Origin of the sequence: Parasphingorhabdus litoris DSM 22379 (assembly GCF_020906275.1) — a bacterium.
GTDB classification, from domain to species: Bacteria; Pseudomonadota; Alphaproteobacteria; order Sphingomonadales; family Sphingomonadaceae; genus Parasphingorhabdus; species Parasphingorhabdus litoris.
In genome coordinates this window covers 3,386,972-3,409,114 of the sequence record NZ_CP086727.1, presented here as the reverse complement: position 1 = coordinate 3,409,114, position 22,143 = coordinate 3,386,972, and the positions used below count along the sequence as shown (strand labels likewise).

Genomic DNA, 22,143 nt, shown 5'->3' with positions numbered 1-22,143 from the left:
ACGCATGTCCGATTTTCATCAAAATGGTATAATTTCAACTTTACATAACCTGACGGACCGCTCGGTCGAATCTCTGGAAGCAGAATTGATGAGTTTCCGTTCAGCCAATCCCATGGCTCTGGTTTTACCAAGCCTGTTTTCCGAGCTGGAAGGGCCAGCGCTGGAACATATAGTCGACGAACTATGTGATGTGCCTTATCTGGATGACATCATTATCGGACTGGACCAGGCGGACAGAGACCAGTTTGAATATGCGAAAAACTATTTTTCCCGGTTACCCCAGCGCCATCACATCTTGTGGAATAGTGGCCCACGGCTGACAGCATTAGATGAAGAACTCAGGGAACATCGCCTGTCGCCTGCGCAGCCAGGGAAAGGGCGCAATGTCTGGTTTTGCTTTGGCTATTTCCTGTCCGCGACCAATGCACAAATGGTCGGCCTGCATGATTGCGACATTTTAACCTATGACCGTGCGATGCTGGCACGATTGATGTATCCGGTGGCCAACCCGACATTTCCTTACGTATTTTCCAAAGGCTATTATGCAAGGACGACAGAAGAAAAACTTAATGGACGAGTCGTTCGCCTGCTTATCGGACCTCTGCTTGCGGCCCTTGGAAAGGTCTGTGAGCCCAATGACTATATCACTTACCTGAACAGCTTTCGCTATGCGCTGGCCGGTGAGTTTGCAATGGGGCGGCAGGTCGTAAAAAATATTCGTATTCCCTCGGACTGGGGATTGGAAGTGGGCGTGTTATCGGAAGTGTGGCGCAATCAGTCGACCAAGACCATTTGCCAGGTCGAAATAGCGGATAATTATGATCACAAGCATCAATCCGTCTCGCATGAAAATCCGGAAACTGGCCTGTCCAAGATGAGTATCGACATTACCAAATCTCTCTTTCGCAAGCTTGCCACCGACGGACAGATCTTCTCGCAGGGTGCTTTTCGAACGCTAAAGGCGACTTATTTCCGCATCGCGCTCGACCGTATCGAAACATTCCACAATGATGCGATCATGAACGGCCTGTCGCTTGACCGGCATGAAGAAGAAACGACAGTTGAGCTGTTTGCCCAGAATATCATGAAGGCGGGCGAAGCCTTTCTGGAATCGCCGCATGAGACCCCCTTCATGGCCAACTGGAACCGGATCAATAGCGCCGTACCCGATTTTACAAAGCGGTTCCAAGAAGCTGTCCGATTGGACAACGCGGATTAGGCTACGTTCGCGTTCACATTGCTGATCCAAACGGTTTGATAGGGTTCGAGTGGGAAATCACCCTCAATATCTTCAATGGACTGGCCGGATATCAAATCCCACCAGGGATCCCCGGCAATCAAGTTAATGTCGGCCAGCGCCAGCGTCTTGGCTTCTTTGCTGACATTGGTCACCGCAAAAATACTTTGCTTCCGGTCCAGACTTTGCCGCCAAATACCGAACAACCCTTCTGGCAAAGCCAAAGTAAATTGTACGGCATTAGGGTGAAAGGCAGGCTGCTGTTTGCGGCATTCAATCAGCCACAGAAAACGAGTGAATACCTTCGATTCCATGCTGTTCTGATCCGCCAGTTTTGCACTGATATCGCTATATTCAAGCTGCCTTCGGTTGATAGAACGATTATGGCCCGTCATGTTGACTTCTTCGTAACCGTTGGTCGTGGCCAACAAGCTATGAATATAGATGGCCGGAATACCCTCAAGCGCCAACATGATGGCCATCGCCGCCATGAAGCGGTCAATCTGATGGTCATCGGGACCATCTAATGTGCCCTGCATCGCTTCGAAATAAGAGATATTCATCTCATAGGGTTTCTCGGTTCCGCCGGGACCCCGCCGCATCGATATCCGCCCGCCAAATTTCTGCATGGCGGTAAGCATTTGATCGACTTCGCCCTGCGGTAACACACCTTCGGTTGGCCGTAAGCCGATGCCATCATGACTGGCGGTAAAATTCAGATAGGTACATCCGGTAAGTGCTGGCGGATTACTGCGCGTCAATCGCTTCAAATACAGCGCATTTCCAGTCAGGAGGGCATGGACAAGAAGAGGCGGCAGCGAGAAATTATAGATGATATGGGCTTCGTTCTGGTTGCCGAAATAAGTCAAATTCTCATGATTGGGTATGTTGGTTTCGGTAATGATGACCAGTGTTTCTGCATGGTGATCCATCAAGACCCTGAGCAGGCGAATAATCTCGTGTGTCTCATCCAGATTGATTGAAGATGTGCCGATTTTCTTCCAGAGGAACGCCACGGCATCTAGCCGGAATATGCGCACGCCATGGTCGATATAGGAAGCGATGATCTTGATGAATTCGAGCAGCACGTCAGGATTGGCAAAATCAAAGTCCAGCTGGTCGGCGCTGAACGTGCTCCAGACATGCCGGTCGCCAGCGGCGGTTCGAAAGTGGGTCAGTAGCGGATGCGACCGTGGGCGCACCACTCGTCCCAAATCAGCAGTGGGGTCCGCGGTAACATAATAATCTTTGCCAGGTTCCTGGTCCGACAGGAATTGTTGGAACCATTTTGACTTGCTGGAACCATGGTTGATAACGAGATCAGCCATCAGGCGATGGTCCGCCGCGATGGCCTCAACATCAGACCAGTCACCCAGATCCTCATCGACCGCAAGATAGTCAATAACGGCAAAGCCATCGTCTGAACTATAGGGAAAGAAGGGCAAGATATGCACCATGCCAATGGTTTGGCCCAGATGTTCGCGTAAAAAACGATGAAGTGTCTTTAACGGTGCTTCGCCTTCGGACCGGACGGTCCCTCCGTACGTTATCAGCGCGACATCGCTCTCATCCCACAGATGCTTGGCGGCAATATCGTTTCGCGCCAAGATCTGATCGCGATTGGACCAAAACGTGTCGATAATATCATTGGCCAGTTTTTCGGCATCATGATCAGGATAGAGCGGCTTTAACTGGGCGGAAATACGGTGATGCAGATGCTCGATTGTCGCTGGGTCATTCATGATTTGGTCAAAAGCTCCCGAAAGCACTTGACCCGGACAGAACATTCGGGCCCCATAGTGCAGTGCATAAAACATCAAATCCTGAGTCAATAAAAGCCTTTTTGAGCGGTATTTATTCAGATGCGCTTGCGCCTGCACTGCCGCACAAGGCGATGAAAGGGCAGGATTGGCCAGTAGTAGCCGGGCGTACCTTCGTCTTGTCCGTTGGAAAGGCGGCTACACAGATGGCCGCGGCAATTCACGACCGCCTTCCTGAACGAGCGGAGGGTGTGATTGTGACTCGGCAAGGTTATGCGCAATCCGATTTCAAGCCGGATAATATGGCGATCATCGAGGCATCCCATCCCGTACCGGATGATGTCGGGGCGAAGGCCGCTCAAACCGTTTTGTCGGCAGTCGATGCGCTGGGTGAAGATGATCTGCTGATCGTTCTGATGTCCGGCGGGGCCAGCGCGCTGTTGCCCGCGCCGGTCGATGGGCTTTCTCTGACTGAGAAACAGGCAATCACAAAGGCGCTGCTGCACAGCGGCGCACCGATTGATCAGATGAATATCGTTCGAAAACATCTGTCTGCAATCAAGGGTGGGCGCCTTGCCGCAAGAGCCTTTCCGGCTGCGACACATATGATTGCGATTTCCGATATTCCCGGTGATGAGATTGGCATGATCGGTTCTGGGCCGGCCATAGCCGATCCCTCCACCTGTGCTGATGCGCTGGAGATAATCCAACGATATAAGATTGATATTCCTTCAGCGATACGGATCGGCCTTGAAAATGGGATTTTCGAAACGCCCAAGCCTGGCGATCGCCGAATGCAGAAAGTTTCGGCAAGCCTTTGCGCCCGCCCAGCAGATATGTGTGAGGCGGCCAAAGTGGCAGTCGAGGCCCATGGCTATGAAGCCGTGATGCTTGGCGATGCGCTCGAAGGAGACGCCCTTCAGCTGGGCCGCGAGCATGCTGATCTGGCGCTGAAACTGCAGTCCCAAGGGCGAAAATGTGCCTTGATATCGGGCGGTGAGGCAACGGTTAACATTCGCAATCCCAAGGGGCGGGGCGGCCGCTGCTCCGCCTATCTGCTTGCCTGCGCCATCGCTTTGGACGGGACAGAGCATATTTGCGGTTTTGCAGCCGACAGTGACGGCATTGATGGTTCGGAAGATAATGCAGGAGCATTCCTCTGGCCAGAGGTGCTGACGGCCATGGGCGGGCGGAAACAGGCGCTTGATTCTCTGGAAAACGACAACAGCTATTTGGCTTTTCAACAAGCCGATGCATTGTATCTGACGGGACCATCCGGCACCAACGTGAACGATTTGAGAATTCTGCTCGTGGAATGATCGAAGCGTTGCGCGTCGGATATCCTGGGCATTCAGTTTCCGGTGTAGCTTCCGCTGATCATTCCCTTTTGGCTTTTAAAAATTGCGATCAGGCATCACCCAGCGAGTCGGGCGATCCATGTTCCACAGCCATCCGTTTTCGGGTTCTCAACTGCCCGCCACGTTCGGTAACACGATCAACCGTTTTGAATTCTGTTGTCCATTGGTCGGCGGTTACATCACAGATTACATATCCGCGCTGAGAATTATGCCATTTCAGGCTGGAATTTTCGTTTTGGATGGCCTTTGTGCTTTCGCGCTGATCTTCGCCGTCACCACCCGACGAGATGGACGTGGCGACAAATTCGGTGGCGATGGGCTTGGGACCTGGACGCTTGCCATCCAGATGTAATTCCCCTGCATAATTCTGGTGCTCGTCCCCGGTTAGAACAACAACACTGTTCAAACCGAGACGGCTGACCTGTTCCAATACACGTCCGCGCGGTACCCGATATCCCGCCCAGCTATCGAGATTTTCTGTTTGCTCAGCGCCCGGCATGCGGTCCAGGTCCATCATCATCACTTGCTGTGCCAGTACCTGCCAACGGGATTTTGAAGAACCCAGCTTGTCAAAGAGCCAGCGCTCCTGCTGACGGCCGAGCATCTGCGCATTCTCAAGGTTTATCTCGCCGCAAGGTTTGCCCCATTCATCCTCGCAAGGCTGATCCGTCCGGTATTGCCTGGTGTCGAGGAGATTGAAATCTAACAGGTTTCCATATTGTGCTTGGCGATAAAGCTGCATCGCTGGACCCACGGGTAAGGCAGATGGCCGAAATGGCATATGCTCATAATAGGCCTGAACCGCCATTTGGCGGCGTAGATTGAATATGGCCTGCGGTGTATCGTCTTGGTCGGCGGCGCTGGCCCAATTATTGTCGATTTCATGATCGTCCCATGTCATGAACCAGGGAGCGGCAGCATGGGCCGCCTGCAGATCGACATCCATCTTATATTGTGCGTAGCGCCGTCGATAGTCGTCCAGCGTATAGATTTCATCTCCGACATGCTGGCGAACAACCTCACTTGGGCCGCTCGACCAGTTGCGAAAACGGTTCTCTCGGTATTCGTAAACATAATCGCCATAACAATAGACGAAATCGGGATCCTCCTGCGCCATGAAACGGTGAGCGGTATAATAACCTTCTTCATAATTCTGGCATCCTGCGACCGCAAATCGAAGTCGATCCAAGGGTTGCCCGATTGCAGGAGTGGTTCTGGCGCGGCCGATGGCGCTCCTTTCCCGACCAGCCACAAATCGGTACCAATAGGGTCTATCGGGTTCGAGGTCGCCTACCTCCACATGAACGGCATGGCCCAGTTCAGGGCGCGCAAAAGCGGTTCCACGGGCCACGACATCCCGCATTCTCTGATCGCGCGCAACGATCCACGCCACTTCCACCGCGGCCGCTGGCATGCCATGGCCTACTGCCAGCGGGTCCGGGGCAAGCCGCGTCCAAATGACGAAACCGTCAGGAGCAGGCTCGCCAGAAGCCACACCCAGTTGAAAGGGATAGGTGCGGAAAATGGGAGCTGCCAGGATGGGAGCTCCCAATGTCAAGGAAAGTGCAGCAACAGCGCTGCTGCCAAACGCCTTGATGGCATAGCGCCGACTCATTTCGAGTCTGCGAGAGCGTGCATCAACCATGAAAACGAATCCCTTCTATGCTGTTAGTCCTAGCCTGCCGTAGCGCTGTGTCAGTTTGATGGCACTCTTCCCCGTCTTGTCTCCGTGGTTTTATCGAGCTGAGCGAAATAGTCACAGTGTTGAAAATTCTAACTTGCACATCATTGACTATTAGATATATGAGTAATGATATAACATTACATTAACGGAATTTCTTTATGAAGCAAACGGTTATAATCATGTGCGGATTGCTATCAGTTCCCGCATTGGCTGAAACTGCGGCCGAAGCAGATCGCGATCCGATACATGGTTCTGACAACGAAGCCATCATCGTGACTGCCGATTATGTCAGCGAACTGGATATTCTGGCGGGAACTTCCGTGATCGTCGGGGATGATATTCTGCGGAAGTTGCAGCCGCAGCTGGGTGATGTTCTCACCAGCGAACCGGGTGTTTCGGCGACATCATTCGGGCCTGGTGCATCACGGCCAGTGCTGCGCGGTTTGCAAGGAGAAAGGGTTCGGGTTTTGACCGATGGGATTGGAACGCTCGACGTTTCCAATACGTCGGCGGATCACGCGGTCACGATTGATCCACTTACTACCGAGCGAATCGAAATATTCCGGGGTCCAGCTGCACTCCTGTTCGGAAGTCAGGCAATTGGCGGTGCGGTCAACGCACGTGATCGCCGTATCCCGCGCGTAATCCCGGAAAATGGCTACCATGTCGATGTTATTGGCAGCTACGCCAGCGCGTTTGACGAAAATAGCATTGGCGGTGCCTTCGAACTGGCATTGAGTGACCAGGTGGTAGTTCATGTCGACGGCAGCTATCGCGAGACGGAAGACCTGGAGGTCGGTGGTTTTGTGCTGACCCCTGCGCTGCGTGCAGAGCAGCTGGAGATTGCTGCCGAAGAACAAGAGGAGGGAAATCTGGATGAGGCGGCCGAAGCTCGCGAACTGGCAGGTCTGCGGGATCAATTGCCGAACAGTTTCACGGAAACCTATACTTTCGGTGCCGGTTTTGCGCTGATCAATGACCGCGGCAGCCTTGGCGCTTCCATTGGTTATTATGATACACGCTATGGTATTCCAGCGCGTCCCGGCGCGGAACATCATCATGGCGAGGAAGGCGCTGAAGAGGGAGAAGGTGAAGAGGAAGAAGCACCTGTATCTATCGACCTGCGACAGTGGCGGGCTGACTTGCGCGGAGAAATATTCACAGGCGGTGGGTTCTTGGAATCCGTCCGCTTTCGCGCAGGCTATTCCAATTATGAGCATATTGAATTTGAGGGCGATGAGGTTGGCACCGTTTTCGACAGTGAGGGGTTTGAGGCCCGTCTGGAATTTGTACAGGCGGATCGCAATGGCTGGCGCGGTGTTACTGGTTTTCAGGCTTCAACCCGAGACTTTATAGCAATAGGGGCCGAGGCCTTTGTACCACCTAATGTGACCGACCAATATGGCCTGTTTACGCTACAGGAATTTGAATGGGATAAGGTTGGGCTCGAATTTTCGGCGCGCTATGAAAAGACGGATGTGCGGTCGGACAGTGTCGCCATCGGACTGGAGGAAGCGGCGGTCATCACCGCTATCGACCGGAATTTCGATGCCTTCTCTGTGGCGGCGGGGGCAAATTATCGCCTGGCACCTGACGTTCGCATTGGGCTCAACGTCAGCCGGGTCGAACGCGCACCTTCTGCGGAAGAGCTGTTCTCCAACGGACCGCACGTAGCCACACAGGCGTTTGAAATCGGCAATCCCTTTTTCGACAAGGAAGTAGCTTGGGGGTTGGAAGCCTATTTGCGTGGATCAAGTGGTCCTGCCCGCTTTCAACTGGCCGCCTATCACAACTGGTTTGACGATTTTATCTACGAAGTTGAAACGGGCGGCGAGGCCGATGGCTTGCCGATTTTTCAGTTCTTACAATCTGATGCCCGATATTGGGGGCTCGAAGCGCAGGTTGCGGTGGATGTCGTACAGATGGATGGTTTGACCGTGACGGTCGATGCCGTTGCGGATTATGTCCGGGCGACAATCGAGGATGATGGGCCAGCGCCCCGCATTCCGCCTCTGCGATTATTGGGCGGTGTTGAAGCTACCAGCGGTCCGTTCGGCGGCCGTATGGAAGTGGAATGGGTCGACAGCCAAAACCGAACAACGGAATTTGAGTTACCAACTGACGGTCACACATTGGTAAATGCGTCACTATCGTGGAATCCATTTGGCGAAGATAGCGAGCATATCCTGATCGTATCGGCGGATAATATTTTTGATAGCGATGCCCGGCGTCATGCCAGTTTTACCAAGGATTTTGTGCCGCTGCCGGGCCGAAATATCAAAGTCTCCGCCCGGATCAGCTTTTAATTAGTGCCGAGGATATTGCCCTAGCCGGGGCGCGCTTTTCGAAGGCGATAAAAAATCCCGCTTTCATCCTGCCCCGTCAACTCGAGAACACCGCTGATCACATGCATTTTTTGCTCGTTGGTTGGAAAACCAACGTCAGAATAGATTTCAATGAATTGGTTCGGGGCAGCATGGAAGTGGAAAGGGCAGCCTGGAGGATAAGCCAGCAATACGAAATTCTTTTGCGTAGCGGAGTTTTGTAACGGCATCATCCAGCCGGCAACCTTGATGCGTTTGCCAGCAAGCTCTTTCACCCGGGGAGTGAAAATCGGTTTTGACCGGATATAACCTTGCTTGTCCTTGCGTGTTTTCTCGCCGGTCGCTTCCAGGGTTTTCCACGATACACCGCCCTTCGGTGTGGCGGCGGGTTTCCAGATATCTTCTATCGGGGCTTTCCCGCCATCTTGCATGGCGGCTTGCGTCGCAGTGCCGGATAGTGGCGCCGTGCAAATCAAGGCGGCAAAGCTAATTTTGATCATCTGTCCAACCATCTTCATAATCAATTCCTTCCAGAATAGCTAACTGGCGCGCGCCAATATCGCAGCCGGATCCACCCGCATAACGCGCAGGGCCGGAATGACCGCAGCGATAATCCCAATTAACAATACCGCGAGAATAATGAACCCTTCCTGAGACACTGGCTGCCAGGCCGTCAAACCAAGATCGCGCATGGTGTCAAAACTGTTTCTGGCCGCCGTCAAAAAGCCATGCGCAAGAAACCAGCCCAGCACAGCGCCCGCCAGGGCCGTGAAAAGCCCTTCGAGCAGGATCGTACCGAATAATTGTGGCCGCGTTGCTCCCATAACGCGAAGCAAGGCGAGGTCGCCCTCCCGGCTGCGTGCCATGGAAAAGAGCGCAACAAAGATCGCCAGTCCACCAATACAAGCGAGCAGCCAGGCAAAGACGCGGGCGCCTTCAAAGCTGACCCCCAGCAAATTCAAAAGGCGCGCGGTCTCGACAGCTGGTACCGCAGCTTGCATTTCAGTCTGGCGGTTGATCATCGCAGGAATGCGGATGGCGCCGGACGCGTTGCTGTAAGAAACCAGTAAAGCGGTCAGCTCCGGTTCCAGCTGCGCCCGCCTGTCTTGTAGCTGCGATGTAGTCTGAGTTGCCTCCGTTTCATGATCATGGTCATGTTCGTCGCCATGATCATGGCCGGCTTCGCCTTCATGGTTGTGACCCTCTTCATGATCATGACTGTTCTCACCATCATGCGTATGATCGTGTTCTATTCCATGAACATCCCAAAAACTCTCCACCGAAGTCAGGATCAACCGGTCAATCACGGTTCCCGTCGGTGCCAATATCCCAACTGTTTCAAAGGGAGCATGATCATGGCCTGTATCAGATTCATCATCTTCTGTCAGACCATGGCTGCCGATAAATTTCTGGCCGAGATTGGCGCCGGTCTGGGACGCCACACTAGCGCCCATCACCGCTTGCAATGGCGCATCGAACATCGCCCCTTGAGCGAGTTCGGCCTGGTGTAATTCTGCGAAGGATTCGTCTGTACCAACAATCCGGTATCCTTGAAAATTGTCACCAAGCGCGAGGGGAATTACGCGCGCCGTTGCCGGATCATTGCGCAGCAGTTCGAGACTGCTGAGCGGGATGTTGCCGGTCGGTTGATCAATGTGAAAGACGCTTGAGAGGATAAGCTGCAGCGGAGAACCCTTGGAACCAACCACAAGGTCGATCCCTTCCGCATCTTTTTGAAAACGCTTTTCGAACTGCGAACCAAATTGCAGCAGCAAGACCAGCATCGCGACCGATATGGCCAGCAGCAGGATATTGAGGATCGTCGTTAGCGGCCGATCCCGCAAATAGGCGAAGGCAAGGCTCAGCATGGGTTTATCTCGCCCTGATTGAGCGCGAAGCTTTTAGAGAAGAAGCGACCGAGCCGTTCGTCATGTGTGGCAATCAAGAGTCCAGCCCCGACACTTTTAGCCATTTCAATCAACAGTTCAGCCACTCGCTCGGTATTGCCGCTGTCGAGTGCAGATGTGGGTTCATCAGCAATCAGCAGCTGGGGAGACACGACGACAGCCCGGGCAATGGCGGCACGCTGTGCTTCGCCCTGGCTGAGCTCGAATGGCCGCGCATCAGCACGGTCTGCAATTGCCAGCCTGTCGAGGCATTGATCGATGAGATCACGATCAACCCGGCCCTTTTGAAGCTTCTGTGCCAGCTCCAAATTGGCACGCAGCGACAAGGCGGAAACCAATCGCAATGTCTGAAAAACGATACCGAGAGATGTACGTCGCACCTCATCTCCCGTCGATTTTGACTCCGGAGATGAGATCACTTGTTCGCCGATGACAACCCGGCCCTTGTCCGGCCGTTGCAGCCCGCAAATAATATTGAGAAGAGTGGATTTTCCAGATCCCGAAGGTCCCAGCAGCAAAGCCTGTTCCCCTTCGAGGAGGGACATGGACACGCCATTTAAGACCGCAGGATTGGCCCCATAGGATTTTGAAACATTATCAACGACCAGCTGCATGATTGCACCGAACCCGGTCCGATTTACCGGAATACCTGCTCATATCGATTTTGACCCTAATGTCGCGGGAGATCGTCTGGATCAAGTTTTGCTATGTCGCGCTCTTCATCAGGTTCATCGGGATCGATTTCCGCACTGTCCTGCTGCATATCGGGTTCATCAGCATCATCATCACGGTAGGAACGAGCATTATCGTTGTCCGCATAGTCAGATGATTGGTTCGTCAGATCAACGCCCATCCCCAACTGCATTCCCTGAAACGGGCTGAAGCGATGTGCGCCGTACATGCCGTCCATTGCACAGGCAAAGGCCGGTTGGGTGATGGTCAACATTGCCAGAAAACAAATTACAGCGCGCATACAGAATCTCCGTTGGGTGTAATGTTATATCACAACTAAGATGGTTGTCTAGTATTACAGGAAGCGCACCGTCCGTTCAATTCGACATGGTTTGAATTTGCCCTGAATCCCAACCGGTCGCACAGGGACTGGAGCTGCAAGTGAACGGAATGTTTTTCCGCCCAATCATGGTTTTTGCAAGTTTCGTAAAACAGATGCACACGTCTTTCGCCATTGCTGGCAACAAAGGCGTTCCATGATGCGAATCGCTCCACACTCCCTGTTTCTGCCAACCTGTTGAGACCGCGATAGACTTGTGCAGGCGACATGGAGCATTTTTGTTTGGCAGCTATTTTCGCAATGTCATAAGCGCCGACCGGCTCATCTGCGGCACAAACGATATCTTCAATAATTGCTTCAATCTCATTTGGGCATCGTCTTTGCCTTGATGCACTTTTGGGTGCCATCAAACACCCCTTTTTCGCATGTTAAGCAGATGTGCGATCACCAGCAGAACCGCGCCAAACACCGATACTAGTTTTTCCAGTTGTTCAGAGTGCATCAGTAAGGCTGCGCAAAGCAGCGCGAAAGCCATTGCTCCAAAGGCCCATATCCGATGGTCGATCGATCCTCCCCTGAAAAGGGCCGGTCCACTTACAAGCAATACCGGTAACAGAAGCGCAGCATGCACCAGTTCAGTGTCGTGCATCCAGTCTGGCAAAGGTTCTAGCATCAGAAACGGCATCATAGCCAAAAACGGCGGCAATATGAGGCAGTGGGCAAGACAGAGGGCAGAGAGAATTATTCCCCATCGGTCGGCTGCCGGCACAGCTTGAAAAAGGCGGGTTTTCTTCATTGAACTTTGCAAATTTAGTCATTAATGTGATGTAATAACATATCATAACAATCCGGAGCCAAAATAGCAATGAACGATTTGATCGTTTCTTCCCCAAGCGAAACCGCAAAACAAATTGTCGGATGCGAACCAGCCGTATTGCAACGAATTTTGGACAAGAGTTGCAATCTGGCCGTCTGGAAACGGTCAAAGACCATTGATTGCAGCAGCCTGCTGAACATCGATCTTGAAAATGTGCGCGTAAGAGTGCCCAGTGGCAATCCGGAAAAATTGTTGCAGCGCGAACTGGACCGATGTGGCTTTCCTAAATCTGTAGCGCGCGCGTGTTTGGCCGAAGATATCATGGATCTGTGCCAGCTGTTTGGAGAAATGATCCCACATCCAAAAATTGAAGTTCGGATTGAATTGGTAACCGGCAATTCCTGTTGGAAGTTCCACAGCGACTATGTCGAGATGCGCCTGATCACCACCTATATCGGACGCGGCACACAGTGGGTCGATCAAAATGATACTGACCGCATTGCGGATGGCCTGGAGCCGCTGCATATTAATGAACTGGAACCTGGTGATGTTGGCTTGTTCAAGGGAAAGCTTAAGACTAACCAACCGGTCATCCACCGGTCCCCGCCGATTGAGGGCACCGGAGAAAAGCGGCTTTTGCTGGTTTTAAACCCAGCGGAAGGCTGATCTGCTATGCCTGATGGCCGCATTCCTGTCACGGTTCTCACCGGGTTTCTGGGTTCCGGCAAGACAACCTTGTTGAACCAGCTCATGCCAATGCCGCAAATGGCCAAGGCTTTGGTCATTATCAATGAGTTTGGATCGATCGGCATCGATCATGACCTGGTGGCGCACAGCAATGAAGATGATACGATCGTGGAAATGGCCAATGGTTGTCTTTGCTGCACCATAAAGGGAGATCTTCAGAAGACGCTGCGTGAAGCGCCTTGGCGTTTTGCCCGCGCTGGTGAGCGCTGGTTTGACCGCATATTCATTGAGACCACCGGTTTGGCTGATCCGGCGCCTATCATTCATACGGTGATGGCGGACGACAAGTTGAAGGCGCTTTATCGGCTGGATGCGGTTCTTGCTCTGGTCGATGGCCATAATGGATATGATACGCTGGATGCGCAAATCGAGGCGATGAAGCAGGTTGCTGTTGCAGATCAGCTGCTGATCTCCAAAACAGATATCGCAACCGCCGATGCAGTTTCGAGCCTGAAAGCGCGCGTACGCGACCTGAACCCTGCAGCGCCAATCCAGCTGTTGCCCAGCGACGGCAAAAATCTGGAACAATTATTTGAAGGCCCTGCCTTCAACCCAGAACTAAAGCACCATGACGTTCAAAAATGGCTGGCGGCCGAAGCCTATGAGGAAGAACATCATCACCACCATCATCACGGCCATGACGAGCACCATCATGATCATGATCACGACCATGTTCATGACGTTAACCGCCACGATGACCGCATCCGCTCGGTTTGTCTCACCATAGACACTCCTCTTCCCGCTAAGATATTCGATAGCTGGCTGGAAATGCTGGTGACATTCAACGGCGTCAACGTGCTGCGCGTCAAAGGTATCATCAACCTCGCCGAACTGGACAAACCTATTGTTATTCACGGCGTACAACATATCTGGCACCCGCCTGAGATCCTCGAAGATTGGCCCAGCGAAGACCGGCGTTCGCGGATCGTCTTCATCCTCCGCGATCTCGAGGAAACCGAGCTGCGTGACATGCTGGCCTTTGTCCAAAACAAGTTTGCTGACACTAACATTGAGGGTTTGGATGGTATCAGCCAACAAGTTTAAGAGTGCGCCTCGTTCAAAATGGTTCCCAGTGTCCAGCCCAATAATCAGCAGGCAAATTATCAACAATGTCCGCTATGGGCGCAGAAGCGGACCTGAATGTGAGGATTTTCCTCCGACACAAGCAGAGGATCGCGAAGTATAGTTAATCATATATCAACGCCTCTAAGATATCCCGATCCAGTTCGATCCGATTAGCACGGATTTCTTGTGGGAAGGCTTTGATTTGTATCCATTTGTCTGCGCCGCTGTTGCACCGATCGCTAGCGCAGGCGCAAGCGAGCGGGCGGAGATCGGCTTACCGGATATGCAGTGGAGTGGCGTGCTAACCGGTATCTTTATCGGGATGATCTTGCTTCCGATAATCTACAACGCAGCTTTTTTCCCGGTCTTACGGGAACGCTTTTTACTCTGGCACGGGGCTCGCGGTTTTTGCACGGTTATGCTGACAATCATGTTGGCGCCCCTAGCTATTAGCCCGTTACTACCCATCGATTCTTTTCCACGATTGCTGATGTTTTTCCTGTTTTTTGATTTGGCAATTTCAATATCAGGTCCTTTCCTTCGCTCCTATCTTGAACCAGGCATGCTTAGCCCGAAGATATACAAGCTGTTGGGCTGGTCTATGCCGTTCACATTGGCATTCACTCCATTGGCTTATTGGGTGATCAGCAACCCGACGTTTGTTGCATTGCGCGCAATACCTTTGATCTCGGTTCTTATCATTTTGAATATTGCTTTGGTTCAGGCGTTTAGGCGCGGAAGTAGGGCTGTCAAATTCCAGATTTTGGCATGGGCAGGCGTAATTGTGGTTTCGAGTGCGAGCCTGATTTACAATATACTCTTTCAAGCTCCGTTGCCGGGTTTCTTTATGCTGCTATTTGCGGCGGTTATTGTCGAAGTAATAGTTTCATCCGTAGGCGTTGCTTATCGTTTCATGCATTTAAAGAGGCAGCGAGACATTGCACGTAGCGAAAAGATTGCGATGGCCAAAGCGGCCCTTACTGACCCACTGACAAAGCTCCCGAATCGCCGTGCATTGACCTCAAGGTTCAATGATCCCGCCAAAGAACCAATTGTCGGATTGGCTGCCCTTGATTTGGACAATTTCAAGAAAATCAATGACCGCGAAGGCCATGAGCGAGGGGATCAGGTGTTGGTATCAGTTTCCGCCGCGCTTCAGCGAGATGAATTCAGAGATCACAGTTTCTCGGCACGATTGGGCGGAGAGGAATTCGTTATACTATTTACGCATCATTCTTTTGAAGAAATGGCAGAAGATATGCGTCAGTCAATAAATAAAACGGCACGAGCATTGGTCCCTGGGCTGATCCAGAACGTTACCGCAAGTATGGGAATTATCGAATTACGCCCAGAAGAGAGCCTCAAAAGTGCTCTTATTCGTGCTGACAAGCTTCTTTATCAGGCAAAGGCAAATGGCCGTAACAAAAGTCTATATGATCTTGCAGGCCGACCCAGTTCCAAAGCGGCAGCTTGAGGAGGCAATTTCATTGCCAATCCTAACGTCCGCTTTCGGGATAAAGCAGTCGCTCGATTGCTTTCCTACAAGCCTCTCGTCGGCTATGTTCCAACGGTGTTTTGGCATTGGGAATTTGCCATGATGATGCAAACTGTGTGGCCCTTTAATTTAAGGTCACACTCGACGAGGTTGAATCGGCCGTTAGTGAATTGATATTCAAAGACTTTTGGCGGTTAAAATCTGGGATGAAACTGGCGTTGCGTGTGAACTCCAGGTATCAGCTAACACTGTCTTCAATGGTCAACAAACGCCTAAGGCGTTCCGGCAATCCGGATACATTGTCCCGTCACCCATTCTGATGCGGGCGCACATAGATAAAGCGTCAGCGCCCCAATATCCTGCGGCGTGCCTAATCGTCCGGCGGGCAGGCCTAGCGTGTCTTCGAAGCCGATAAAATCCTCGTCGGTCATGCTCAGGGCCTTTTTGACCGTCTCGGTCGGGACAAAGCCGGGCAGGATGGCATTGACGCGGGTTTTGGGACCGAGTTCGTGGGCGAGCGTTTTGGTCAGCATCAGCACGCCGGCCTTGGCCGCGCTATAATGACCGCTGCCGGGGAAGGGGTCTTGACCGGCCATGGAGCTGGTGTTGACGATCCGGCTGCCTTCGCCAAAGTGCTTGCAGGCGGCGCGCACGCCATGAAAGACCGAGGTCAGATTGACCGCCATGGTCTTGTCCCATTCGGCCTCGTCGAGCTCCGTCAGTGGCGCGGAGACCAGCGAGCCGCCGGCATTATTGACCCAGATATCGAGTCGGCCAAATTCGTCGACCGCCCGCTGGGCGAGCGCCTCCATATCCTCGCGGCTGGTGACATCGGTGACCTGTGCGATGGCGCGGCCGCCCGCATTGCTGGCGTTGATCTCGTCAGCGACCGATTGAATTTCATCGATGCTGCGCGAGGCGCAGACCACGTTGCACCCGGCATCGGCGAGTGTCTTCGCCATGCCCTCGCCAATGCCGCGACCGGCGCCAGTGATGACGGCGACTTCGCCGGTGAGATCGAATAGCGGATTGGTCATGAAGGTTCCTTTATGGGGTTATTCAGCGGCCTCGAGCGCTTCCTGCTTCGCCCGCACGCGGATCGGTATGCTGCTCATCAGCGGGATGCCGGTGCGCTTGTCATAATCGCGGTCGTTATAGGACAATCTTCCGGTATTGCCGCCTTCGCCGAGAGGGTCCTCTTTCTCGTCGGGGTTGGTGCCCCAGCTGTGGGGAAGCGAGACGCATCCCGGCTTGACGGTCTTGTCCGCCTTGGCGACGCAGCTGATAAAGGCCCGCGCGGACTCGACTTCCACCGGCTGGTCTTCTGAGAGGCCCAGAGCCTCCATGTCCTCGGGGTTCATAAACGCCGGATGATGCGGTACGCGTTTGCGCTGCACCGGGTCTTCATGCCAGTTGCTGTTGTGTATCTCAGTCATCCGCCGGCCAATCATCCGCATCGGAAAGGCGTCTTCCTCAATAGGTTGGCCCAGACGCACGGCATAGCCAGCCAGTTCCTCCATCATCGCGGTATTGCCGACAGAAAGCTTACCTTCCCAATCAGCAGGTTTGGGTTGAACCATCAGCGCCTGTGCATCCATGATCTTGCCTTTGTGCGCCTCGGGGTCAGCATAGACATCGGCCACTGGTACTGGCGATCCGTTGAGCGCGGCACTCCACGCGGTAATCGGATCGGGCGTTTCGCCGGGTGCAAAGGTTGTGGCTTTCTCCTCTCGCTCGTCGGGATGGGAAACCAGTGCCCATGATTTGATTGTGAGCGGCTTGTCCATTTCACTGGCGAGCGTATAGAGAAATTCATATTCCTCGCACAGGTCGGACCCCTCCGGCGATTCCATGATCGGCGGGCTGGCCTGCGCATAATTATTCTCGAAACCCCAGCCCGCGCCAAAGCCGCCATAAAGTTCCGGTGCCGCGGTATTGCCATGCACTTCATAATGGAGTTTCGGTGCAATGACATAGTCCGCCAGTTCCGCTGTCTTCGACATACGCGGGTCAAGGCAGACGAGCAGATCGAGCGCTTTCATCGCCTCGAATGTCTTGAGCTGATCAGGCCAGGCGAGCATCGGATTGCCGCCAAGGCAGATCAGCGCCTTCACCTGTTTTTCGCCGGGGGTGAGAATTTCATCGGGCAGCGCCGCGGTCGGCATGCCGGAAATGCTCTGTTCGAGATCGCGGCTGTGCAGCTTGCGGCCAAAACCCCAAGCATCTATCGGTCCCGGCGAGGCCGCGACGGGCGGGGCGGGTTTCATAAATACGCCGCTTCGCCGGTTGATATCGCCCTCGCGCAGCCAGTGGCCCATGATCGAGGTCAGCGACAGGTTGAGATATTCGGTGATATTGCCACCGCCTGCCATATTGGGGCCGGTGCCGACGCTGATGCTGCCCTTTTTCCAGCTGCCATACATGCGCGCGGCCTGGACGATTTCGTCCGCCGTCACATCGGCGCGCTGGGCGGCCAAAGCAGGGTCGAACGGCGCAGTGGCTTTTTTGAGGGCTTCGAAACCATCGACGTCATTGGCAACGAATTCTTTATCGTAGAGACCTTCCTCGATCACCACCTTGGCAATTGCGCCAAGTATGATCGGATCTTCGCCAGGGCGGCATTGGAGGTGCAGGTCGGCCTGGCGCGCGCTGTCGGTCTTGCGCGGATCGATGACGATCAGCTGCATCCCGCGCTTCTTGGCATCATGCAGTTTCTTGGCCGGGTTCATACCGAGACCGCCGTTCATCGATACGATTGGATTGGTACCGACCAGCATCAACCCGTCCCAGTCACCCACACGCGGTGCACCGGCGAGCCATGGGCCGACCAGCGCCCGGGCAATGCCCTTGCCTGGCTGGTCAATTGTAACGCTGTCGTAAACCGAGGTCGATCCAATTGCATCCATCAGCGCGAGGATGAAGGCATGGCCGTTGAGATTATTATAGCCAAACGTGCCGACATAAGAGGCGACGCTGTCCGGACCATGTTCGGCGACAATGGCCTCGATCTTTTCCGCAATCTCTTCGGCGGCGGTGCGCCAGTGGATCGCTTCCTTCTGGCCGTGCTTCATGCCTTTGTAGCTGGTCAGCAAACGGGTATCGAAACTGTGATAATTGGCAAGCTGACGCCCCTTGATACAGCTATAGCCTTCAAATTCCGGATTATCCTTGTCGCCATGGGTCTTGACCGGAACACCATCTTCAAAATCGACAATCAGGCCGCAATGGGCATGACAGGCCCTGCACATCACATGTTTCTGTTCAATTGCCATCATCGCTCTCCTGACTGATATTTCAGACCATTGCTTTTTCAAATTTAATCGTTCAATTAATCAGCAACGATTCCAAAAATAGGGCATGGCGGTGCGTGCTGCCACTGACCCTATTGATAAGATAATCTCAGGAGCAAAGCCCCATGGCCCAGAAGCCCGATGCAGCCGAATTAAAGGAATATACCGAAGCCGCCGATGCGTGGTTCAAAGAGAACACGGTTCGTGATCCCGGTTTCATGCTGCCGTTGACCTTCATGGAGGTGTCAACGGACGAGCAATTTGATTTCCTGCGCGAGTGGCAGCGCAAGGTGTATGAGGCTGGCTATCTTGGTGCCAGCTGGCCGAAAGAATATGGCGGTGGCGGGCTGCATACCGATTTCCAGCGCGCGGCCACCCGGGCGATGAAAAAATATGACGCGCCGATCATGCTCAATGCGATTGGCAATGGCTGGGCCGGGCCGCTGATCCTCGATCTCGGGTCGGAAGAGCAGAAGCAGAAATATATCAAAGGCATGCTGAATGCTGAGGATATTTGGTGCCAGGGCTTTTCCGAGCCGGAACATGGCAGCGACCTTGGCAATGCGCAGCTGAAAGCGGTCAAAGACGGCGATGAATATGTTCTCAATGGCTCGAAAATCTGGACCTCGCTGGGCGACCGGGCGAAATATATGATCCTGCTCGCGCGGACCGATTTTGAAGCAGAGAATAAATATAAGGGCCTCAGCTTCTTCCTCAATCCGATGAAGATTGACGGGATCAGCACCAGCCGGATCAAGAAGCTGACCGGCGAATATGGCTTTGTGCAGACCTTTTTCACCGACGCGCGGATTTCGGCTGACTGCCTGTTTGGCGGTGAAGGCAATGGCTGGTCGATGGCGATGAAGACGCTGGAATATGAGCGCGGCGCGAAGGTCAAACCGGTGGGCGGCTATTTCGTCAAAGAACTGGATGTGATGCAGATTGTCGAGCTCGCGAAGAACTCAATGCGCAATGGCAAGCCATTGCTCGACGACCCGGTGATGCGTGACAAGATGACGCAATATATGATCGATATTCAGGCGCTAAATCTTAACAACACGCGCCGCCGCATGCCACAGCTGATGCAGGACAAGCCGATGGGCCTGCCGCTGATGAACAAGCTGGCGCGAACCGAGCTAATCCGCGAGCTGACCGAATTTTCGCTTGGCTTTCAGGGGACCAAGGCGGGCTATTATGTTGGCGATGAAAATGCTGTCGATGACGGTTATTGGCATCGCAGCTATCTCAACAGCTTCTCTGCGACAATTGGCGGCGGGACATCCGAGATCCAGCGCAACATTGTCGCCGAGCATGCGCTTGGCCTGCCGAAAACGCGATAGATTGGAACCACATAAAACCGCGCTCATGCTGAGCCTGTCGAAGCATGGTGGCAAAGACCCTTCGACAGGCTCAGGGTGAGCGGATGAGAGGAAAAAATGAATAATCTAGGCGATATCGGCACGACCGAAGAGCAAATTGAATTGATGGATGTGGCAACCAACTTCTGCCGCGACAAATCCCCAATTGAAAAGGTCCGGGCGCTGATGGAGGACGATCTGGGCTATGACCCGGACGTGTGGCGAGAAATTGGCGAACTGGGTTGGCTGGCCATAGCCATTCCCGAAGCACATGACGGCGTTGGCCTGTCCATGGCGGAAGTGGTTCCCATTGCTGAGCAAATGGGACGCAATCTTCTGAGCACGCCTTTTGGTTCGACGACAATGGCGGCGCAGGCCCTGCTTGCTGGCGGCAGCGAAGCGCAGCAAGCCGCTTGGCTGCCGAAAATTGCTGCGGGTACAGCGGCAACGCTGGCCCTTCGGGAAGATCATGGTGACTGGGACCTCGGCCATGTTGCCAGCTCCGGCAAAGAAACTGCAGATGGCATTGCGTTGTCCGGTAAGAAGCAATTGGTGCGCTGGGCCGACAGTGCAGAACTGATTATCGTTTCAATAGAGTTGGACGGGAATGTCCGCTTTGCCATGATCGAACGCAGCGCATTTCCGGACGGGGCATTGCGGCGCGAGGCTATTATCGACGAAACCGCGCGCAGTTTCGAACTGACTCTTGATGGCGTAACGGTAGCGGCTGATGCTCTGTTTGATGGCAACCGGACGCGTGAGACGATTGAAAAAATCGAACTCGCAGCCGGACTGATTCATGCGGCCGAGATGACCGGCGGGTCGCAGGCGGTGATCGATTACACGCTCGAATATCTCAAGACACGCAAGCAGTTTGACAAGATTATCGGCAGCTATCAGGCGCTGAAACATCCGACGGTCGATAATTATGTCGAATATGAAAAGGCGCGCACGCATCTCTACAGCGCGGCCCATAGTTGGGGCGAGCAAGGCCGCGGCGAAGTGGCGGTTCGCATGGCGGCGGCTCAGGCGCATTCGAGCTATAGCCGTGCGGCGGATCGTTCCATCCAGTTCCATGGCGGTTTCGGTTTTACCCATGATTGCGATGCGCAGCTGCACCGCCGCAAGGCGATTTTTGATGGCGCACTGATCGGCGATGCCGCCTACCAACGGTCGAAACTGGCGGGGCTTTTGTTTGATTAAAAGATGTGCGTGCTCCTGCGAAGGCAGGAGCCCATCTCCTGCCTTCGCAGCAAGATGCACACGTGGGAGATGGACCCCTGCCTTCGCAGGGGCACCGGAAGCAACAATATATTAGAGGAGAAAAATATGTCAGAAGTACTCACGGATATTCAAGACGGTTTCATCGTCGTTACCATCAATCGGCCTGAGGCCAAGAATGCGATGACCAAGGCGGCCGCGGAAGGCATCCGCGCTGCGATGGAACAGCTTGACAATGATAACAGCCTCAATGCCGGGATCATTACCGGTGCTGGCGGGACATTCTGTTCGGGCATGGACCTGAAAGGTTTTCTCCGCGGTGAAACGCCAGCCGTGAAAGGCTATGGTTTCGGTGGCATCACCGAAAAGGGCCCAGAGAAACCGATCATCGCTGCGGTTGAAGGCTATGCGCTGGCCGGCGGATTGGAACTGGCCCTGGCCTGTGATCTTTGCGTTGCCAATAGCAATGCGAAATTCGGCATTCCTGAAGTCAAACGTTCACTGGTTGCGGCAGCCGGCGGCGTGATCAAGCTCCAGCAATTGGTCGGCAAGCGCATAGCGATGGAAATGGCATTGACCGGCGATTTCTTCTCTGCCCAGCGCGCTTTTGATGTTGGCTTTGTGAACCGCTTGACCGATGGCCCTGCTCTGGATGCAGCGATCGAATTGGCGGCGACCGTCGCTGCCAATGGTCCGCTGGCATTGAAAGCGACTAAGAAAATCATAAATGAAAGCTATGACTGGACCAGCGAAGAAGCCTGGAAGAAACAAGCGGAAATCACTGGCCCTGTATTCATGTCCAAAGACGCACAGGAAGGCTCGCTAGCCTTTGCAGAGAAACGTAAACCCGATTGGAAAGGTGAATAAT

General features: G+C 53.6%; 19 protein-coding genes. 9 read left to right on the top strand and 10 right to left on the bottom strand.

Translation table 11 applies throughout. From position 1 onward, the window contains the following. Positions 1-4 precede the first annotated feature (4 nt). Positions 5-1,219: a glycosyltransferase family protein gene (locus tag BS29_RS16530; protein ID WP_229954728.1), complete on the top strand. Its 1,215-nt coding sequence runs from the start codon at positions 5-7 to the stop codon at positions 1,217-1,219. On the opposite strand, the gene BS29_RS16525 is transcribed toward BS29_RS16530, so the two are convergent. After that, on the bottom strand, positions 1,216-2,979 hold the full coding sequence (locus BS29_RS16525) for a sugar phosphorylase (protein WP_229954727.1): 1,764 nt from the start codon (positions 2,977-2,979) through the stop codon (positions 1,216-1,218). The genes BS29_RS16530 and BS29_RS16525 overlap by 4 nt on opposite strands. Positions 2,980-3,080: 101 nt before the next feature. Here BS29_RS16525 and BS29_RS16520 point away from each other — a divergent pair, with 101 nt between their 5' ends. Further along, entirely contained in the window at positions 3,081-4,316 is a 1,236-nt protein-coding gene (locus tag BS29_RS16520; RefSeq protein ID WP_229954726.1) for a glycerate kinase type-2 family protein, read from the top strand. An 88-nt stretch (positions 4,317-4,404) separates the two neighbouring features. On the opposite strand, the gene BS29_RS16515 is transcribed toward BS29_RS16520, so the two are convergent. Then, positions 4,405-6,000, bottom strand: a complete 1,596-nt coding sequence (locus BS29_RS16515; protein ID WP_229954725.1) for an alkaline phosphatase D family protein — start codon at positions 5,998-6,000, stop codon at positions 4,405-4,407. A gap of 197 nt (positions 6,001-6,197) precedes the next feature. On the opposite strand from BS29_RS16515, the gene BS29_RS16510 reads away from it, so the two are divergent. Next, entirely contained in the window at positions 6,198-8,345 is a 2,148-nt protein-coding gene (locus BS29_RS16510) for a TonB-dependent receptor domain-containing protein (protein ID WP_229954724.1), read from the top strand. A gap of 20 nt (positions 8,346-8,365) precedes the next feature. Here the strand turns inward: BS29_RS16510 and BS29_RS16505 are convergent, their stop codons facing one another. The 6 genes from BS29_RS16505 to BS29_RS16480 are packed head-to-tail and all read right to left on the bottom strand — an operon-like array spanning position 8,366 to position 12,078. Next, a complete protein-coding gene (locus tag BS29_RS16505; RefSeq protein WP_229954723.1) occupies positions 8,366-8,881 on the bottom strand; it encodes a DUF3299 domain-containing protein in 516 nt (171 codons plus the stop codon). A 21-nt stretch (positions 8,882-8,902) separates the two neighbouring features. Next, the gene (locus tag BS29_RS16500) at positions 8,903-10,231 is read right to left on the bottom strand and encodes an ABC transporter permease (RefSeq protein WP_229954722.1); all 1,329 of its coding nucleotides are present in this window, start codon (positions 10,229-10,231) and stop codon (positions 8,903-8,905) included. Then, positions 10,225-10,884 carry an ABC transporter ATP-binding protein gene (locus tag BS29_RS16495; protein WP_229954721.1) on the bottom strand — a complete coding sequence of 220 codons (660 nt, stop codon included), beginning with the start codon at positions 10,882-10,884 and terminating at the stop codon, positions 10,225-10,227. Before BS29_RS16495 ends, BS29_RS16500 begins: the two co-directional genes overlap by 7 nt. Positions 10,885-10,940: 56 nt before the next feature. After that, positions 10,941-11,243, bottom strand: a complete 303-nt coding sequence (locus BS29_RS16490; protein ID WP_229954720.1) for a hypothetical protein — start codon at positions 11,241-11,243, stop codon at positions 10,941-10,943. Positions 11,244-11,278: 35 nt separating this feature from the next. Continuing rightward, on the bottom strand, positions 11,279-11,689 hold the full coding sequence (locus BS29_RS16485) for a Fur family transcriptional regulator (protein WP_229956890.1): 411 nt from the start codon (positions 11,687-11,689) through the stop codon (positions 11,279-11,281). Beyond that, complete coding sequence (locus BS29_RS16480; protein ID WP_229954719.1) at positions 11,689-12,078, bottom strand: MerC domain-containing protein; 390 nt, start codon at positions 12,076-12,078, stop codon at positions 11,689-11,691. The genes BS29_RS16485 and BS29_RS16480 overlap by 1 nt, the downstream gene beginning before the upstream one ends. A 69-nt stretch (positions 12,079-12,147) precedes the next feature. Here BS29_RS16480 and BS29_RS16475 point away from each other — a divergent pair, with 69 nt between their 5' ends. The 3 genes from BS29_RS16475 to BS29_RS16465 all read left to right on the top strand — a co-directional run bounded on the left by BS29_RS16475 (position 12,148) and on the right by BS29_RS16465 (position 15,385). Then, entirely contained in the window at positions 12,148-12,765 is a 618-nt protein-coding gene (locus tag BS29_RS16475; RefSeq protein WP_229954718.1) for a DUF1826 domain-containing protein, read from the top strand. Between the two features lie 6 nt (positions 12,766-12,771). Then, positions 12,772-13,890 (top strand): CobW family GTP-binding protein, encoded by a 1,119-nt coding sequence (locus BS29_RS16470; protein ID WP_229954717.1) that lies wholly within the window; start codon positions 12,772-12,774, stop codon positions 13,888-13,890. A 343-nt stretch (positions 13,891-14,233) separates the two neighbouring features. Next, positions 14,234-15,385: a GGDEF domain-containing protein gene (locus BS29_RS16465; protein ID WP_229954716.1), complete on the top strand. Its 1,152-nt coding sequence runs from the start codon at positions 14,234-14,236 to the stop codon at positions 15,383-15,385. A gap of 293 nt (positions 15,386-15,678) precedes the next feature. On the opposite strand, the gene BS29_RS16460 is transcribed toward BS29_RS16465, so the two are convergent. Both BS29_RS16460 and BS29_RS16455 read right to left on the bottom strand, forming a co-directional pair. After that, a complete protein-coding gene (locus tag BS29_RS16460; RefSeq protein WP_229954715.1) occupies positions 15,679-16,443 on the bottom strand; it encodes an SDR family NAD(P)-dependent oxidoreductase in 765 nt (254 codons plus the stop codon). A gap of 18 nt (positions 16,444-16,461) precedes the next feature. Next, entirely contained in the window at positions 16,462-18,681 is a 2,220-nt protein-coding gene (locus BS29_RS16455) for a molybdopterin-containing oxidoreductase family protein (protein WP_229954714.1), read from the bottom strand. Between the two features lie 140 nt (positions 18,682-18,821). Here BS29_RS16455 and BS29_RS16450 point away from each other — a divergent pair, with 140 nt between their 5' ends. The 3 genes from BS29_RS16450 to BS29_RS16440 all read left to right on the top strand — a co-directional run bounded on the left by BS29_RS16450 (position 18,822) and on the right by BS29_RS16440 (position 22,142). Continuing rightward, on the top strand, positions 18,822-20,036 hold the full coding sequence (locus BS29_RS16450; RefSeq protein WP_229954713.1) for an acyl-CoA dehydrogenase family protein: 1,215 nt from the start codon (positions 18,822-18,824) through the stop codon (positions 20,034-20,036). A 96-nt stretch (positions 20,037-20,132) separates the two neighbouring features. After that, positions 20,133-21,257 (top strand): acyl-CoA dehydrogenase family protein, encoded by a 1,125-nt coding sequence (locus tag BS29_RS16445; RefSeq protein ID WP_229954712.1) that lies wholly within the window; start codon positions 20,133-20,135, stop codon positions 21,255-21,257. A 126-nt stretch (positions 21,258-21,383) separates the two neighbouring features. After that, positions 21,384-22,142, top strand: coding sequence for a crotonase/enoyl-CoA hydratase family protein (locus BS29_RS16440; protein WP_229954711.1), 759 nt, complete (start codon positions 21,384-21,386; stop codon positions 22,140-22,142). Position 22,143 lies beyond the last annotated feature (1 nt).

Bases quoted from the DNA above. Each gene is read 5' to 3' on its own strand.
- BS29_RS16470 (WP_229954717.1), top strand. From the start codon at position 12,772: ATGCCTGATGGCCGCATTCCTGTCACGGTTCTCACCGGGTTTCTGGGT.
- BS29_RS16485 (WP_229956890.1), bottom strand. From the start codon at position 11,689: ATGGCACCCAAAAGTGCATCAAGGCAAAGACGATGCCCAAATGAGATT.
- BS29_RS16455 (WP_229954714.1), bottom strand. From the start codon at position 18,681: ATGATGGCAATTGAACAGAAACATGTGATGTGCAGGGCCTGTCATGCC.
- BS29_RS16450 (WP_229954713.1), top strand. From the start codon at position 18,822: ATGGCCCAGAAGCCCGATGCAGCCGAATTAAAGGAATATACCGAAGCC.
- BS29_RS16530 (WP_229954728.1), top strand. From the start codon at position 5: ATGTCCGATTTTCATCAAAATGGTATAATTTCAACTTTACATAACCTG.
- BS29_RS16525 (WP_229954727.1), bottom strand. From the start codon at position 2,979: ATGAATGACCCAGCGACAATCGAGCATCTGCATCACCGTATTTCCGCC.
- BS29_RS16480 (WP_229954719.1), bottom strand. From the start codon at position 12,078: ATGAAGAAAACCCGCCTTTTTCAAGCTGTGCCGGCAGCCGACCGATGG.
- BS29_RS16440 (WP_229954711.1), top strand. From the start codon at position 21,384: ATGTCAGAAGTACTCACGGATATTCAAGACGGTTTCATCGTCGTTACC.
- BS29_RS16475 (WP_229954718.1), top strand. From the start codon at position 12,148: ATGAACGATTTGATCGTTTCTTCCCCAAGCGAAACCGCAAAACAAATT.
- BS29_RS16465 (WP_229954716.1), top strand. From the start codon at position 14,234: ATGATCTTGCTTCCGATAATCTACAACGCAGCTTTTTTCCCGGTCTTA.
- BS29_RS16515 (WP_229954725.1), bottom strand. From the start codon at position 6,000: ATGGTTGATGCACGCTCTCGCAGACTCGAAATGAGTCGGCGCTATGCC.
- BS29_RS16490 (WP_229954720.1), bottom strand. From the start codon at position 11,243: ATGCGCGCTGTAATTTGTTTTCTGGCAATGTTGACCATCACCCAACCG.
- BS29_RS16505 (WP_229954723.1), bottom strand. From the start codon at position 8,881: ATGAAGATGGTTGGACAGATGATCAAAATTAGCTTTGCCGCCTTGATT.
- BS29_RS16500 (WP_229954722.1), bottom strand. From the start codon at position 10,231: ATGCTGAGCCTTGCCTTCGCCTATTTGCGGGATCGGCCGCTAACGACG.
- BS29_RS16495 (WP_229954721.1), bottom strand. From the start codon at position 10,884: ATGCAGCTGGTCGTTGATAATGTTTCAAAATCCTATGGGGCCAATCCT.
- BS29_RS16460 (WP_229954715.1), bottom strand. From the start codon at position 16,443: ATGACCAATCCGCTATTCGATCTCACCGGCGAAGTCGCCGTCATCACT.
- BS29_RS16445 (WP_229954712.1), top strand. From the start codon at position 20,133: ATGAATAATCTAGGCGATATCGGCACGACCGAAGAGCAAATTGAATTG.
- BS29_RS16510 (WP_229954724.1), top strand. From the start codon at position 6,198: ATGAAGCAAACGGTTATAATCATGTGCGGATTGCTATCAGTTCCCGCA.